Source organism: Saccharibacillus sacchari DSM 19268, from assembly GCF_000585395.1.
Classification (GTDB): Bacteria; Bacillota; Bacilli; order Paenibacillales; family Paenibacillaceae; genus Saccharibacillus; species Saccharibacillus sacchari.
The window spans coordinates 3,261,307-3,277,780 of sequence record NZ_KK073875.1; the positions used below are offsets into that span (position 1 = coordinate 3,261,307).

Below are 16,474 nucleotides of genomic sequence, written 5' to 3' on the forward strand. Positions count from 1 at the left end.
TGGGGTTGTAGGACGTCTCACATGGAGTGACAAAGGGGTTTGGTAGGCGAAGAGGTTTGGAACGACCCGCCAGAGCAGGTGATAGCCCTGTAGCTGAAATTAAGCCCCCTCCGAGACGGATCCTGAGTAGTGCGGGGCACGTGAAACCCCGTATGAATCCGGCAGGACCATCTGCCAAGGCTAAATACTCCCTGGTGACCGATAGCGAAGCAGTACCGTGAGGGAAAGGTGAAAAGGACCTCGGAAGAGGAGTGAAATAGAACCTGAAACCGTGCGCTTACAAAAAGTCAGAGCCCAATTAAGGGGTGATGGCGTGCCTTTTGTAGAATGAACCGGCGAGTTACGTTTGCATGCAAGGTTAAGGTGAGAAGCCGGAGCCGTAGCGAAAGCGAGTCTGAATAGGGCGATTTGAGTATGTAGGCGTAGACCCGAAACCGGGTGATCTACCCCTGTCCAGGGTGAAGGTGCGGTAACACGCACTGGAGGCCCGAACCCACGTACGTTGAAAAGTGCGGGGATGAGGTGGGGGTAGCGGAGAAATTCCAATCGAACCCGGAGATAGCTGGTTCTCCCCGAAATAGCTTTAGGGCTAGCCTCGGATATGCGAGTTGTGGAGGTAGAGCACTGATTGGGTGCGGGGTCCGCGAGGATTACCAAGCTCAGTCAAACTCCGAATGCCATCAACTTAGATCCGGGAGTCAGACAGTGAGTGCTAAGATCCATTGTCAAAAGGGAAACAGCCCAGACCATCGGTTAAGGTCCCCAAGTGTGTGTTAAGTGGGAAAGGATGTGGAGTTGCCCAGACAACCAGGATGTTGGCTTAGAAGCAGCCACCATTTAAAGAGTGCGTAATAGCTCACTGGTCGAGTGACTCTGCGCCGAAAATGTAACGGGGCTAAACACACCACCGAAACCATGGCTTGATGCTTGCATCAGGGGTAGGGGAGCGTTGTATAAGGGTTGAAGGTGTACCGTAAGGAGCGCTGGACATTATACAAGTGAGAATGCCGGTATGAGTAACGAAAAGATCAGTGAGAATCTGATCCGCCGAAAACCCAAGGATTCCTGAGGAAGGCTCGTCCGCTCAGGGTTAGTCGGGACCTAAGGCGAGGCCGAAAGGCGTAGTCGATGGACAACAGGTTGATATTCCTGTACCGCCGTAAACCGTTACGAGCAATGGAGTGACGCAGGAGGGAAGGGACGCGGACTGATGGAATAGTCCGTCCAAGTACCAAGTTTTGTTAGTAGGCAAATCCGCTAACTTTAAGGACAAGGTGCGATGGGGAGCGAAAATTACAGTAGCGAAGGTCCTGGGCTCACACTGCCAAGAAAAGCTTCTAGCCAGGTGAAGGCGCCCGTACCGCAAACCGACACAGGTGGGTGGGAAGAGTATTCTAAGGCGCGCGGAAGAACTCTCGTTAAGGAACTCGGCAAAATGACCCCGTAACTTCGGGAGAAGGGGTGCCCCGGTAGTGTGAATAGCACGAGGGGGCCGCAGTGAAAAGGCCCAAGCGACTGTTTAGCAAAAACACAGGTCTGTGCGAAGCCGCAAGGCGAAGTATACGGGCTGACGCCTGCCCGGTGCTGGAAGGTTAAGAGGAGGGGTTAGCGGCAACGCGACGCTCTGAATTGAAGCCCCAGTAAACGGCGGCCGTAACTATAACGGTCCTAAGGTAGCGAAATTCCTTGTCAGGTAAATTCTGACCCGCACGAATGGCGTAACGACTTGGGCGCTGTCTCAACGAGAGATCCGGTGAAATTTTAATACCTGTGAAGATGCAGGTTACCCGCGACAAGACGGAAAGACCCCATGGAGCTTTACTGTAACTTGATATTGGACTGGGGTGCGATTTGTACAGGATAGGTGGGAGCCTTAGAGCTCGGAGCGCCAGCTTCGAGGGAGGCGCCGTTGGGATACCACCCTGATCGCATGCTAGTTCTAACCTCGTACCGTTACCCGGTACAGGGACCGTGTCAGGTGGACAGTTTGACTGGGGCGGTCGCCTCCTAAAATGTAACGGAGGCGCCCAAAGGTTCCCTCAGAATGGTTGGAAATCATTCGCAGCGTGTAAAGGCATAAGGGAGCTTGACTGCGAGACGGACAGGTCGAGCAGGGACGAAAGTCGGGCTTAGTGATCCGGTGGTACCGCATGGAAGGGCCATCGCTCAACGGATAAAAGCTACCCTGGGGATAACAGGCTTATCTCCCCCAAGAGTCCACATCGACGGGGAGGTTTGGCACCTCGATGTCGGCTCATCGCATCCTGGGGCTGAAGTAGGTCCCAAGGGTTGGGCTGTTCGCCCATTAAAGCGGTACGCGAGCTGGGTTCAGAACGTCGTGAGACAGTTCGGTCCCTATCTGTCGTGGGCGTTGGAAATTTGAGAGGAGCTGTCCTTAGTACGAGAGGACCGGGATGGACGCACCGCTGGTGTACCAGTTGTTCCGCCAGGAGCATCGCTGGGTAGCTACGTGCGGAAGGGATAAACGCTGAAAGCATCTAAGCGTGAAGCCCCCCTCAAGATGAGATTTCCCACTTAATTGGTAAGACCCCTTGAAGACGACGAGGTTGATAGGCTGGAGGTGGACGCGCAGCAATGTGTGGAGCTGACCAGTACTAATCGGTCGAGGGCTTATCCAACGTTTTCGTAAGAAAACAACTTCGAATAGACGCGAAGAGATCGTTTCGGATCCGGTTTTCAAGGTGCAAGCCTTGTGCGTAGTTGAGCTTCAACTACAAATGGTTTGGTGGTGATGGCAGAGGGGTTCCACACGTTCCCATCTCGAACACGACCGTTAAGCCCTCTAACGCCGATGGTACTTGGACCGCAGGGTCCCGGGAGAGTAGGAAGCTGCCAAGCCAACGAAGAAGTCTTCTCTTAACGGAGAAGGCTTTTTTTCTTGTTTCCGGAGGCTGTACTTAAACAGGTCGCTACGGGAGAACTCTTATTACTTCCCTGGCTAGCGGATCGCATATCCTTCAAACCTGATTATTTTCGCAATTTGAAATCTGTAACGGATCGTAGGGCGCCTAAACCGGAAAAATGGATGAAATCGGCACGAAAATCGGCCTTTTTCACCGCTAAGCGTCGCCTCGCTACGTTAAAAATCTCAATTCCCGAGTTCTGAGCGCTAAGCGCCATATCGATCCGTTACATGTCCTCTTCTCCGGATTGCGCTAACGCGCTCTATATTGAACGAAACGATGTGAAGCAGGTCTTGATGGATGGACCACGCTGAATCTCAAATCTAATGCGGTCAAGGTACTCCTTCAAAAATATCTTTGTTCTATCTTTTCAAAAGCTCAGACGCTTGAGAGGATTTCGCTTCCCCGCCTAGGGCGTGTCTTCAAACCTGCCAATGTGCATCTTTTGCCGCCTTTTCGCCCTCTACTGGAATTGTACCTAAACCGTGTACCCTTCCAGCGACGCTTCGTCACTTTCCCTTGACGTGCCCCGGCACGCCTTCGGAAAAGTTCCTTATTGAGAACGAAAATTCGGCAAAATCTGCTTCCATCGAGGTTTGAAGACACGCCCTAGCATGAGCCTTTTTCGAACCGAAGTACCTTTGCCCTTTCCCCCACCTCTAATCTTTTATTCAAATGGAGGGTGAGGGACAATGAAGCACAGGTTGAAAAAGGATCATGCCTTGTTACTAAAATTTATGTCGAAATTGTAACTTTTCGAGGGGTTTTATAGTAGAATGGACTTTGGGTCTAAACATTGCCTCGCAAGTGGCCGATAATACATAAAGTGGGGCTTTTTCAGAAAACATTATGAATCTTCCACGGACATTGCCCGGATCTTGATCACAGATGGAATGGCACCTCGGGTCCCCAGGATTTACGTGCACGCAACGTGGTCCGGAAATAAGAAATAGTCCGGCATTCTCCGTTTATTTCTTCGCAATAGAGGCAAGACAAATATAGCATGACGGCACGGCTTGAAGTTGTAGGATACAGGCAGACAGTTGTATAGAATCTTCAATCAACCATTTTGGGAGGTACATCTTGAGCAAACGTAAATTTTTCTCCGGCTTGGTAGTTTTATCTTTGGGTATCGGAGCAACTTTGGCAGGAGGCGCAACGGCGGAGGGAGCTGGGGTTACCCAGACGTACTCGTCTTCAGCAGCATTCGGCACGCCTCAGCAGGGAGCCGGTCAGTGGTATTACGAGAAGCTGTCAGGTAGCGCATATCTTGATTTAGTTTATGACAAGAAAAATAATCGCTGGGCTGCGCCTAGCGGCTACCCTTGGGTATCGGCAACGGCTCTTCATCCGGATCAGAATTTTGATGCGGTTCGTAAATGGGTTTCTCCAGGAAAAGGAACCATTTCAATCTCCGGAAACGTGAAAAAAGGCAGCAGCGAAGGTGACGGAGTCGTTGCAACGATCAAAAAAGACAATATGAAGCTCTGGAGCACGAGTATTACCAATACAACAGCCGTTACTCCGAAGGGAGTCTCGGCGATTCCTGTAGAAGAAGGCACCGAAATTTCGTTTGTCGTGAATAAGCTTGGAAATGCGAATCACGATCATACGATGTGGGAACCTGATATTGTGTATACGGGTTCTGCTCCTGCAGCTTTTTCCAGCACAGGAAAAACAGCTAAAGCTTCTGCATCTGCTCAAAAAAACTCATCGCCGGTTGTATCGGTTCTGGATTATGGGGCAAAAGCTGATGACGCTGTGGACGATTATACCGCTTTTGTTGCTGCGATCGATGCGGCAAAAACTTCGGGCAAGCCTGTCTATGTTCCTCCGGGTAATTATATCCTCGGTGATATTTTGACCATTGACGGCGTAAAAGTACAGGGTGCCGGCAAGTTTTTGACTACGATCACTTCGACCAATCCGAAACGCGGCTCGATCGATCTCAAAGGCAACGGCGTAGAACTAAGCAACTTAAAGCATGTTTACAAGACGACCGTACCTCGCGGAGACGGATCGAACGAAAAGAACAGCATTACCGTACGCGGAGCGAAAAACTTTAAAATTCAGGACGTGTATGTAAGCAAATCCAGTACGGCAGGTATCATGGTTACGTATGGCTCTACAAACGGAACGGTCAGCGGCAATACGCTCGATTCGACAGGTGCCGACGGCATTCATATGACCGGCGGTAGCAGCCATATTACGGTTGAGAACAATATCGTGCGCCAAGCCGGCGACGATACGATTGCCGTTGTCAGCTATATCGATAGCGATGTAAATCCGGTCAATAATATTACGATCCGCAAAAACAATGTCGGTTACGGTTCAAAAGCACGGGGAATCGCAGTCGTGGGGGGTACGGATGTGACGATCTCCAATAACTCGGTTCAAGATACGAATATGGCAGGGGTTTATGTAGCCGTCGAAGCCTCTTATAATACGCGAAACGTAGATCGGATTACCGTATCGAATAACGTCATTAACCATACAGGAATCGCACAACCGCAGAATCATCCAAATGTATTGGTCTATGCTTCTCAAGGCGTTGTGGACAATGTCGTATTTACAGGGAACATTATTAAAAACGGTGCGCATCGCGGCATTGGCGTATGGGGTGAAGGCAAGATCAAAAACATCACATTCAATAAAAACACATTGATCAATCGCGTAGGCGCGCCTACTACATTTACGAACGGAACGATCAAACTGAATCAAAACGTAGGATTTTAAAAGGTGGATTTGTTGGGTGGACCAAAGAGGAATTTAACCTGAGAGAAGCGGATGTCGGCGAAAACCGGTGTCCGCTTTTTAATGATTTATTGGGGTTAGTGCTTAGAGAAGAACAATGCGGTTTAAATAACACTAATCCTGCTTAACCGCTTTTCACCGTTCTGAAACATAAAAGGGAACCTTTTCCGGAATAAAAACTTTGTTTGAACGGATTATTGAAAAAGTTATTAGGTTTGGATGTCTAGAGTGAGAGTCGAAAAGCGCGAAGGAGGAAACCATGAGAAAAAAAACAAACAGGAAAATTTGGTGGGCCATTTCGATCGTCGTCGTGCTTGCGGCTGCTCTCGCGATTTGGAGAGGGGCTATTTTTATGAGAGAAGAAGCGCAGATGCCGGAATCCGCAAGTACCGGATCTACAGTCGAGGTGCCGGAAGGTGCATTATCGATTGTCGATGAAGGAGCAACGCCGGATGATGATACGGATGATTTGGCAGCTATTCAAGCAACGCTTGATCGAGCAGCCGCAGAACAAGTTGCCGTATACATCCCCCCGGGGAACTATCGACTAAGCGGTATTTTGGTTATCGACGGTGTAGAACTTTTGGGAGACGGAGCCGATCAAGCCATTCTGACTTCAACCAATCCCGAGAACGGTTCGATCGACGTTGAAGGAGACGGTGCAGTGCTTAGCGGCTTTGCTCATGTCTATGAAACAACGGTCGAACGCGGGAACGGAGCTAACGATAAGAATAGCATTACATTGCGAGGTGCCACTAACTTTACGATTCAAGGTTTAAAAATCGATAAGTCGAGCACGGCAGGCATTTTTGTAGGCGATGAATCTGCGAATGGAACGATACGTGGAAACTCGCTTCAAAATACGGGGGCCGACGGGATACATATCACTAATGGCAGCAGCAACGTGACGGTAGAAGAAAACAGTGTCCGTAAAGCCGGTGACGATACGATTGCCGTAGTCAGCTATGAGGAGAACTCGAAGACAACGCAGGATATCACCATCCGAAGAAACGATGTGGGATACGGCTCGAAGGCCCGGGGCATTTCTGTTGTTGGCGGAGAAAACGTGACAATCGAGAACAACCAGATTCGGGATACGGAAATGGCGGGCATCTATATCTCGGTTGAAAAGGAATGGGATACTCGTAATGTGAAAAATATCGTGATCAACGAAAATACGATCGAGCATACGGGTACGAGACTGGGATCGGAACATCCGAACATTCTGGTTTATGCCTCGCAAGGGATTATCGACGAGGTGAAGTTCAACGGAAATACCATCAGCAACTCGGTGCATGGAGGAATCGGCGTATGGGGAGACGGGGAGATCGGCAACATCTATTTTGACGCAAACAAACTCGAAAATACGAAAGGATTGGCAACAAATTTCAAAAGCGGGACGATTCATTCCGAAGGAAATACAGGGTTTTGAATTTCAAAAAGGAGTCAGGGGTAACTTCCTGACTCCTTTTTGTTACTTTAGGTTGCTTTCTCTCTTAAAATAGGAAAATGAGTCTGCTTGCTTGCGAAAAGTGAATAGGCATAAAGAACTAAAAACACATCAAAGAAATTGAATTTGATTCAAGCGAAAAGAGGGGGTTTATAAACTAGCATCGCAAAAGCAAATAGAAAGGTGTGAGGAGAAAGTTAAGAATTTGAAAATTCTTTGTGAAAGCTTTGTTAACGAATTTTGAACAAAAACAAAGCAGGCTAACGACTTAAATGAGCAGCCGAGCAAATTAACGCAGTTCAAAAGCAACAGAAGACGGTCGTCGGAACAAGAAGCGTTTGATAGCAAAAAATCCATATAGGGACTTTTGGCATCCGAGCTTACAACTTCTTTTCAATAAGTCGGTGCGTCACATACGGGAGGAGTTGATCGAGAAGCTTGAGCGGACTACATAATCGGAGTATTCACGACAAATTTCTGAATAGGTTGGTCTCTTGTAGCGAACCCGGAAATCGCCGGATAAACGGCAAAGGTTCGAATTTTCTATTTTCAATTTTGAAAATGTAAGTCGTTTCCATAACCTTTTTGAAATTAATCCATTTTATTTTCAACATGTAAAGATTGTTCTCATTACTTAAAAGGTTTCGCCTACTGTTAACCATTTCATTGAACACGGAGGGATCGTGCATGGAGTTAAAAGAATACTTGAGCGTCATTAAGAAAAGATGGTGGGTGCTGGCCCTGACCGTATTAGTGTGCTTCGCTGCCGCGATTGCATTCAACTCCAGATATCAGCCCCTCTACAAAGCTTCCGTCGACTTGATCGTCAATGAACCTTCAATCAGCAGTACGGGGCAGGCGCAGGTCGACTCCAACTCGATTGAGGCCAATCTTAAACTGATCAATACGTATAAAAAGATTATTACATCGGATTCCATCACCAAACTTGTGGTAGAACGCCATCCCGAGTTGAACCTGACTTCGACGCAGATCGGCGACAAACTTATGATCGACTCGACGCAAAATACCCAAGTCATTAACGTTTCCGTGCAAGATCCTTCGTACGAGACGGCTGCAACGATCGCCAATTCGACCGGCAACGTATTTATCAGCCAAATTCCGGAGATTATGCAGGTCAACAATGTCAGCGTCTTGAACGCAGCCGACCCGAATCTTTCGGCGGCGCCGGTAAACGATCACAGACAGATGGTAATCGTTTTGAGTCTGATCGTGGGACTTATGCTGGGATTCGGGATCCTTTTCCTGATCGAATACTTGGACGATTCCGTCAAAACGGAGTTCGACGTGGAAACCGCGCTCGGGCTGCCCGTCTTGGCGAAAGTGGAACGGATCGCGAAAAGCGATTTGAAAAACCAGCAAACCAACGATTCAGGGCAGCCTGAAGAAAAAGCCCTTCTTCGTACTGCCAACGAGCAGCGATAAGCGAGGCGAACCATGAAACTCATTCAACCCGAACTTCCCGTACTCATTTATCGGGATCAAATCTTGCCGCCGTCCGAGACTTTCATCAAGAGTCAGGCTGAACGTTTTGAATCTTTTCATTCGTATTTTATGGGTTCTCGTCTCGTGCCGGGGTTACAGATCGAAGCCGATAAGCAGATCATTATCAACACTGGAGGCGTATCGGGGCGAAGAAAAGAGTTGGAATTCAAGCTAATGGGGCCTGGTCGCGGATTGACGCGCAGACTCAAAGACATTCAACCCAAACTCATTCATGCTCATTTCGGTCCTGAAGGTTGTCTCGCTATGCCAATCGCGGAAAAATTGAAAATCCCGTTGATTGTAACTTTCCATGGATATGACGCGACAACCAAGGATGAGTACGCCAGAAAATCTTATTATACCCATCGAAATTATCTGAAACAGCGCTCTAAACTTCAGAAAAAAGGGGATCTGTTTATTGCGGTATCGGATTTCATCCGCAGTAAATTGATCAGCCAGGGTTATCCGCCGGAAAAAGTTGTTCGTCACTATATTGGAATTAACGTGGAGTCCTTCACGCCGGATCCTGCGATTCAGCGTCAGGAGACGGTTTTGTTTGTCGGACGGCTTGTTGAGGTCAAAGGCTGTGCGTATCTGATCGAAGCTATGGCTGAAGTCCAACGCAAAAATCCTGAAGCCGAGCTTGTCGTGATCGGAGACGGTCCGCTTCGCGGGCAACTGGAAAATATGGCGGCACAGCACCTGAAACGTTATCGGTTTCTTGGAACACAGCCGCATCATGTCGTTCGCGAGTGGATGAACAAAGCAAGAGTGTTCAGTGTTCCAAGTGTCAGAGCCGAGAACGGTGCCGAAGAAGGACTGGGCATGGTGTTTTTGGAAGCTGCTGCAATGGGAGTGCCGGTGGCAAGTTTTGCTACAGGCGGAATTCCGGAAGCTGTCGAACACGGCAAGAGCGGTTATCTCGCCCCTGAACGGGACTCGCATAGACTGGGCGCGTACATCGAACGTCTTTTAACGGAGCGCGATCTGTGGAAATCGTTCAGCGAGTACGGTCAGGCCCGAGTCAGTCGTCAGTTTGACCTGCACGAACAGACTCGAAAAATGGAAGACCTCTATAAGATGGTCATTTCCAAGCAATGGACCGAGGATCGGCTGCGATCGGATTCGATCATTCCTTCCGTCGGCGAAGCCCAACATGTTTTATAAAAGCAGATTTACCTTTTAGCATGAACTAATCCCATTAAAGGCAGGCGATGTAATCCATGACTAGAGCCATGAGCAGCGGAACTTACCTGGTGGCCAATAAAAACTCAACTGCGGACGCCTCCGAATCCTATCGGACGCTGCGCACGAACATCCGTTTTTCGGCGATGGGTCGTTCCTCCAAAATTTTATTGGTAACCTCGGCAGGCAGCGACGAAGGCAAAACGACAACCGCAACCAATCTCGCTGTGTCTTATTCGCAAGAAAACAAGAAAGTGCTACTGATTGACGGCGATTTGCGAAACCCTTCAATCCAACGAGTCTTTCCCCGCTCCAATAAGCGAGGATTGACGGATGTATTGAGCGGGCAATGCGGGCTGGAAGCCGCAGTATCCACAACAGCGATTCCCAATCTGTCCGTGCTTACTGCCGGAACGATACCGCCTAATCCGTCCGAAATTCTCGGCTCAGACCGCATGCAGGAGTTGTTAAAAGAAGTTTCCGCTTACTATGACGTTGTTCTGATTGATTCGCCGGCCGCATTGGACGTGTCGGATGCGCAGATTCTTGGCACGATGTCGGACGGCGTTGTACTGGTGGCCCACCAAGGTAAAGTAACGAAGGAAGAATTGAAGCGAGTGAAGCGCGGCATGGATCATGTGAATGCCCACATTCTAGGCGTTGTGCTGAACAAGGCGTAAAGACTGCAAGCTCGACATCCACAGACACCCAAGACAAATGGAGGGGAAACCATGAGTGTAGTCAGAAATGATGCCGAAGCGGCAGAATACAATGAAGCAGCGTTCAGGGACCTAACCTGGAATCGGGGAATCGTGTTTAACACAACCAAGCGGAGTATGGATCTGGTGGCTTCTCTGATCGGTCTGATTCTGTTATCGCCCGTATTTCTGGTATTAGCCGTTCTGATCAAGATCGAAGATCCGAAAGGCCCTGTATTCTTCAAGCAAAAAAGATTCGGGAAAAACTCGAACATGTTCAGTATTTACAAGTTCCGTTCGATGGCGACTAATGCGGAGCAGCGTTTAAAAGAAGATCCGGCCCTTTATGAAAAATACGTTGCTAACAACTATAAGCTGGAGCAAGACGAAGATCCCCGTATCACGTCCATCGGTCGTTTTCTGCGCAAGACAAGCCTCGACGAGCTGCCGCAACTCTTAAACGTACTCAAGGGTGAAATGAGCCTGGTCGGCCCGAGGCCGATCGTCGCGCAGGAACTAAAAGAATACAAAGACCGCAAAGACGATTTGCTCTCCGTAAAACCGGGCGTAACCGGATATTGGCAGGTGAGCGGACGCAGTGAGGTCGGGTATCCCGAACGCGTAGACCTGGAACTCCATTATGTCTATCACCGGACGATCTGGCTGGATATTCGGATTCTGTTTGCGACTGTCGTCAGCGTATTGCTCAAAAGAGGCGCGTATTGAGGTCGGGCTGACTCCTACATCAGAAGAGAAAGGATGAATCCGAATGAAAGTCGCAATCATTCACGACTGGTTGACCAGCTATGCCGGATCGGAAAAGGTCCTTGAACAAATGATTCAAATCTTCCCGGAAGCGGAGATTTATAGCCTTGTGGACTTCATGCCGGAAAAGGACCGGGGGTTCCTGCAAGGGAAAAAAGTACATACCTCCTTTATTCAGAAATTGCCGCTGGCGAAAAAGCAATATCGTCAATACCTGCCGTTCATGCCACTTGCGATCGAACAGTTCGATCTCTCGTCCTACGATCTGATTTTGTCCAGCTCCCATGCGGTAGCGAAAGGCGTCATCACCGGGCCGGATCAATTGCATATCTCTTACGTGCACTCCCCGATCCGCTATGCCTGGGACATGCAGCCTCAATACCTGAAAGAGTCCGGATTGCAAAAAGGACTCAAAGGCGCAATGGCCAAAATCATTCTCAGCCGTATCCGGTTATGGGATTATCGGACTTCGAACGGCGTCGATCATTTTGTCGCCAACTCGCAGTTTATCGCCAACCGGATCTGGAAAGTGTATCGTCGCGAAGCTTCGGTTATCTATCCTCCGGTCAATGTGTCAGCATTTACGGCACGCGAGGATAAAGAAGACTTTTACCTGACGGCATCACGTATGGTTCCTTACAAAAAAATGGACATGATTGCCGCAGCTTTCGCGCAAATGCCTGACAAGAAGTTGGTCATTATTGGAGACGGGCCGGACATGGAAAAAGTTCGCAAGCACGAAGCGCCTAACATTCAAATTCTCGGATACCAACCGGATCATGTGCTGGTCGACCATATGCAGCGCGCTCAGGCTTTCGTTTTCGCTGCCGAGGAGGATTTCGGAATCACGCCGGTTGAAGCACAGGCTTGCGGAACTCCGGTTATCGCTTACGGTAAAGGCGGCGCTTTGGAGACGGTAAAAGGCTTGGATGAACTGATGCCGACCGGAGTGTTCTATGGTCAGCAGAGTCCGAACGCGATCATCGAGGCCGTGCAGCGCTTCGAATCGGAAAAAGCCAAAATCCTGCCGACGAATTGCCGCAAAAACGCGATGCGTTTTTCACCGGAAGTGTTCCGGCAAAATTTGCAGACGCATATCCATAACAAGCAAAGCGAAGAAGGGCGTCGGTTTGGCGCAGAACGGATGATTTCACGGGTGCTTTAAGCCGATTCTCAACTCAAAGGAGACTTCATTATGAAATTGACATTCATCGGGACCGGCTATGTCGGTCTGGTATCGGGCGTTTGTTTTTCGGAAATCGGCAATCAGGTCACCTGCGTAGATAAAGACCTGGACAAAGTGGAACGCCTGAGCAAAGGTGAAGTTCCGATCTATGAGCCGGGTTTGCAAGAGCTTATGGAGAAAAATACAGCCTTGGGCAATCTGAAATTCACTTCCGATCTGACGAATTCGGTGAACGAAGCGGATGTGGTATTCATCTGCGTAGGTACGCCGTCGCTGCCGAGCGGCGAGGCAAATCTCGAATATGTGGAACAGGTTGCCCAAGATATCGCACTGGCGATGAACGATTACAAGATCGTCGTGACCAAGAGCACGGTTCCGGTCGGCACCAACGATAAAATCAAAAAAATCATCAGCCAGCTCAGCCCGCATGCTTTTGACGTCGTATCCATTCCGGAATTCCTGCGCGAAGGTTCGGCGGTGAAAGACACGTTGAATCCGGATCGCATCATCATCGGAACGGGCAGCGAACGGGCAGCGGCTACATTGACCGAGTTGCACCGACCTTTGACGAACGAGATCATGGTCACCGAAGTCCGCAGCGCGGAAATGATCAAGTACGCGTCGAATGCGTTCCTTGCCACTAAAATTTCGTTCATTAACGAGATTGCGAATATTTGCGAAAAAGTCGGAGCCGACGTGACGCATGTCGCGCAAGGCATGGGCTATGACAAGCGGATCGGCTCGTCGTTCCTGCAAGCAGGTATCGGATACGGCGGCTCGTGCTTCCCGAAAGACACGCACGCCTTGATCCAGATTGCAGGCAACGTGGACTACGAATTCAAGCTTCTGAAATCCGTGGTCGAAGTGAACAACGATCAACGCTTCAATATCATTGCCAAACTGAACCATTCGCTCGGCGATCTGCAAGGCAAAACGATCGGCATCTGGGGGCTTGCGTTCAAGCCGAATACGGATGACGTTCGCGAAGCGCCGGCGCTGGATATCATCAAAACGCTGCTGCAAGAAGGCGCGATCGTCAAAGCTTATGATCCGATTGCAACAGAGAATTTCCGTCGGTTCTTCCGTAACGAATCGGATGTGGAATGGTGCGATTCCGCTATGGATGCCGCGGCAAGCAGCGATGCGCTTTGCTTGTTGACGGATTGGGCGGAATTCAAAGAAATCGATCTCCAGCAATTGAACGGCGCAATGAAACAGCCGGTGTTGATTGATGGGCGCAACGTCTACTCCAGAGAACAATTGGCGGACACGACGTTCCAATACTACTCGATCGGACGGCCTGAGCTGGAAAGCCTGTCGCCTTTCCGCAATTCGGTAGCCTCGGATTGATCCGAAGTTACACGTTGATTCATGAAAACGAAGAGCGAAGCGATGCCGATTTGAACGGCTTTCGGCTTTCCGTCAGGAAAACGAGGGTAGAGAAAAGCGGCATTGCGTAGCGACTCATCGGCAGAAAGGAGGATCGGACGATGGCAAACAACAATCAAGCAAAATCTACGCAAGTTACGACGATTGAACAGGTACAGCGGATCTGGTGGCTGAATCCGACCGTCATTTTCGCAATCTTGATGACCGTGATCCTGATCGGGGCTTATTACATACCGGCAGACAGTTACGTTTCCTTCTACCGGGTCAACAAATTTATCGACTCGTCGAATATCATCTATTCCATTCTTCCGGTCTGCTGCTTTGTACTTGGCGGAGTGCTTGCCTTTCTGGCCGGAAGAGGAACGAAGCCGTCGCAAGCATTCAGCGAAGTGATGGAGAAAAAAGATTCCTTCATTAAAATGTGGATCGGCTTGCTATTCGGCTTTACCATGTTCGGTTACGCGATGTGGTTCCTGGTCATGCTGCGCGGCGGTTTCAGTATCGGACTGTTTATGAGCGTACTGAGCGGAGAGCCGGGAGCGATCTACGGAATCAAAGAAAGCTTCGATAACGTAGCAGGCATCACTTCGTTCACCAACTTCAGCATCCCGTTCGTGATCCTGACTAGTTACTACCTTTTTTATAACAAGAAAAAGATGTACATATGGATGCTTGCGCTCGTATTCGTCCTGACGATGCTGCGGGCGGTGTTTTTCCTGGAACGTTTGGCCATCATGGAATTCATCGTTCCGGCCGCCGTCGTATTCTTCTCGATGCGGGCCAAGCTCGGACGCAAAACGCCTTTCGTCGGATTATATCCGTTTATCGGTCTGGTCGCGCTTGTCGGATTCTTCGGAGTCAGCGAGTATTTCCGATCCTGGCTCAGCTATTACGTCAACTACTATCCTTCGTTTTGGGAATTCATCGTGACGCGTTTCTTCGGTTACTACGTGACGGCGATCAATACCGGCACATTGTACTTCCAGCATCTCGGATTCCATTGGCTGCCCTTCCCGAGTTCCACGGCAGAGTTCATCTGGAAATTCCCGGGCGTACCGGATACGGCTTACGAATCGATTTACGGCTTTGAACCGCAGTCCGTCATTAACAATACATTGGCGACGATGGGGAACCCGGAATTTAACAACCCGTCGGGACTGTTGCAGCCTTACAGCGACTACGGATTTAGCGGTGCACTGATCTTCTGGGTCATCGTCGGCTTTTTCACTGGAGTTCTGTATAACCACTTCAAAAAAGGCCACACATTCGGCATGATGATCTACCCGATCTGGCTGGTAGGCGTATTGGAAATTCCTCGCTACTTCTACTTTGGCAGCGGACGCTTTTTCCCATGCTGGATCATCATTCTCGCTTTTACCTTCATTCTGCATTACAACCGGAAGAAACTGACAAGCTGGCGTTTGAAAGGAGTGGGAGCAGGTGACTAAGACGCGCATTTACGTTAACGGACGATTCCTCAAGGCTTCCGTAACCGGTGTACAGCGTTATGCTTACGAGCTGCTGCGCACCATAGACCAATTGATCGGTCGGGATGACCCGGCCGTTCGCGGTTACGAATTTGTGGTACTGGCTCCGACCGGAGACATTCATGAGTTAGGTACCCGGCATATCGAAGTTCGTCAAGCGGGGCGCTTCAGCGGGCAATTGTGGGAGCAGATCTCGCTGCCGCTATTATCGAAAGACGGCTTCCTCGTCAACTTATGCAATGCGGCTCCGTTGTTCAAGCGCAAGCAAGCCGTCACGTTACATGATGCTGCCGTGTACTCGGTGCCGGATACGTATTCGTCCGCGTTCAAGATGTGGTACAAGTTGATGTTTCGAACACTCGGGCGCACTTCGCCGCTCATCCTGACTTGTTCGGAAAATTCGAAAGACGAATTGATTCGCCACTGCGGCATTCGCGAAGACAAGATCGTAGTTATCTACCATGGAAAAGAACATGTGCTTCAAAGTGGAAGTGCTCCCGATTACCCGGCGCAACAGGGGCTGGATCGTCCTTTCGTGCTCGCCGTAAGCAGTCGCAGTCCCAATAAAAATTTTCGTTCCATCGTTCGTGCAGCCGAGCTGATCGGAGATCAAGGGTTCGACTTCGTGATCGCTGGAGGGACAAACCCGAAGATTTTCAAATCCGAAGATACGGAGCTGAACGATAACGTTCGGCATGTCGGGTACGTCGAAGACGAAGAATTGCGGACCTTGTACGATCGCGCATCCTGCTTCGTATTCCCGTCCTTCTACGAAGGGTTCGGGTTCCCGCCGCTTGAAGCCATGGCATGCGGATGCCCGGTTGTCGTATCGGATACGGCGTCATTGCCGGAAGTATGCGGAGATGCCGTCTTGTACTGCGATCCGAACAGCCCCGAGGATATTGCCGGGAAAATCGCCAAAGTGATGCAAGATCCCGAACTGCAAAATCAAATGAAACAAAAAGGTCTTGCGCAAGCAAGTAAGTTTTCTTGGGAAAAATGCGCGTATGAGACGTTAGCCGAAGTGAAGCGGCATGCAATCGGACGTTATGCGGAGAAAGTTGTCCGCAACGAAAATCGTAAGGCGCAAGCTTGAGCCGAGAACGTAACGCGAGAAAAGGAGGAGAGTCGGT

10 protein-coding genes, 1 rRNA gene and 1 other annotated feature (1 of these 12 cut by a window edge) are annotated in these 16,474 nt (G+C 49.7%); all 11 genes read left to right on the plus strand.

Annotated features, from left to right (window positions below):
- Nucleotides 1-2,639: a sequence feature (mutual gap in cmsearch alignment for this rRNA model is longer than 100), on the plus strand (it extends 423 nt beyond the left edge of the window).
- A gap of 103 nt (nt 2,640-2,742) precedes the next feature.
- Nucleotides 2,743-2,859: ribosomal RNA gene (gene rrf / locus SACSAC_RS13845) — 5S ribosomal RNA — on the plus strand.
- 1,148 nt (nt 2,860-4,007) lie between these two features.
- Nucleotides 4,008-5,660 carry a glycosyl hydrolase family 28-related protein gene (locus tag SACSAC_RS13855; protein WP_037287363.1) on the plus strand — a complete coding sequence of 551 codons (1,653 nt, stop codon included), beginning with the start codon at nt 4,008-4,010 and terminating at the stop codon, nt 5,658-5,660.
- Nucleotides 5,661-5,937: 277 nt separating this feature from the next.
- Nucleotides 5,938-7,110 (plus strand): right-handed parallel beta-helix repeat-containing protein, encoded by a 1,173-nt coding sequence (locus SACSAC_RS13860; RefSeq protein WP_245608640.1) that lies wholly within the window; start codon nt 5,938-5,940, stop codon nt 7,108-7,110.
- Nucleotides 7,111-7,815: 705 nt separating this feature from the next.
- Complete coding sequence (locus SACSAC_RS13865; protein WP_051507114.1) at nt 7,816-8,571, plus strand: YveK family protein; 756 nt, start codon at nt 7,816-7,818, stop codon at nt 8,569-8,571.
- Nucleotides 8,572-8,583: 12 nt separating this feature from the next.
- Complete coding sequence (locus SACSAC_RS13870; protein ID WP_037287365.1) at nt 8,584-9,798, plus strand: glycosyltransferase; 1,215 nt, start codon at nt 8,584-8,586, stop codon at nt 9,796-9,798.
- A 56-nt stretch (nt 9,799-9,854) separates the two neighbouring features.
- A complete protein-coding gene (locus SACSAC_RS13875; RefSeq protein ID WP_084778064.1) occupies nt 9,855-10,496 on the plus strand; it encodes a CpsD/CapB family tyrosine-protein kinase in 642 nt (213 codons plus the stop codon).
- A 51-nt stretch (nt 10,497-10,547) separates the two neighbouring features.
- On the plus strand, nt 10,548-11,240 hold the full coding sequence (locus SACSAC_RS13880; RefSeq protein ID WP_037287371.1) for a sugar transferase: 693 nt from the start codon (nt 10,548-10,550) through the stop codon (nt 11,238-11,240).
- A 43-nt stretch (nt 11,241-11,283) separates the two neighbouring features.
- Nucleotides 11,284-12,444, plus strand: a complete 1,161-nt coding sequence (locus SACSAC_RS13885) for a glycosyltransferase family 4 protein (protein ID WP_037287374.1) — start codon at nt 11,284-11,286, stop codon at nt 12,442-12,444.
- Nucleotides 12,445-12,474: 30 nt separating this feature from the next.
- Nucleotides 12,475-13,815, plus strand: a complete 1,341-nt coding sequence (locus SACSAC_RS13890) for a UDP-glucose dehydrogenase family protein (protein ID WP_037287377.1) — start codon at nt 12,475-12,477, stop codon at nt 13,813-13,815.
- A gap of 140 nt (nt 13,816-13,955) precedes the next feature.
- Entirely contained in the window at nt 13,956-15,302 is a 1,347-nt protein-coding gene (locus SACSAC_RS13895) for an O-antigen polymerase (RefSeq protein WP_037287379.1), read from the plus strand.
- Nucleotides 15,295-16,437 (plus strand): glycosyltransferase family 4 protein, encoded by a 1,143-nt coding sequence (locus tag SACSAC_RS13900; RefSeq protein WP_037287383.1) that lies wholly within the window; start codon nt 15,295-15,297, stop codon nt 16,435-16,437. Before SACSAC_RS13895 ends, SACSAC_RS13900 begins: the two co-directional genes overlap by 8 nt.
- The last annotated feature ends 37 nt before the right edge of the window (nt 16,438-16,474 follow it).

Coding starts and splice junctions, on each gene's coding strand:
- SACSAC_RS13860 (WP_245608640.1), top strand. CDS start 5,938: ATGAGAAAAAAAACAAACAGGAAAATTTGGTGGGCCATTTCGATCGTC.
- SACSAC_RS13865 (WP_051507114.1), top strand. CDS start 7,816: ATGGAGTTAAAAGAATACTTGAGCGTCATTAAGAAAAGATGGTGGGTG.
- SACSAC_RS13870 (WP_037287365.1), top strand. CDS start 8,584: ATGAAACTCATTCAACCCGAACTTCCCGTACTCATTTATCGGGATCAA.
- SACSAC_RS13875 (WP_084778064.1), top strand. CDS start 9,855: ATGACTAGAGCCATGAGCAGCGGAACTTACCTGGTGGCCAATAAAAAC.
- SACSAC_RS13880 (WP_037287371.1), top strand. CDS start 10,548: ATGAGTGTAGTCAGAAATGATGCCGAAGCGGCAGAATACAATGAAGCA.
- SACSAC_RS13885 (WP_037287374.1), top strand. CDS start 11,284: ATGAAAGTCGCAATCATTCACGACTGGTTGACCAGCTATGCCGGATCG.
- SACSAC_RS13890 (WP_037287377.1), top strand. CDS start 12,475: ATGAAATTGACATTCATCGGGACCGGCTATGTCGGTCTGGTATCGGGC.
- SACSAC_RS13895 (WP_037287379.1), top strand. CDS start 13,956: ATGGCAAACAACAATCAAGCAAAATCTACGCAAGTTACGACGATTGAA.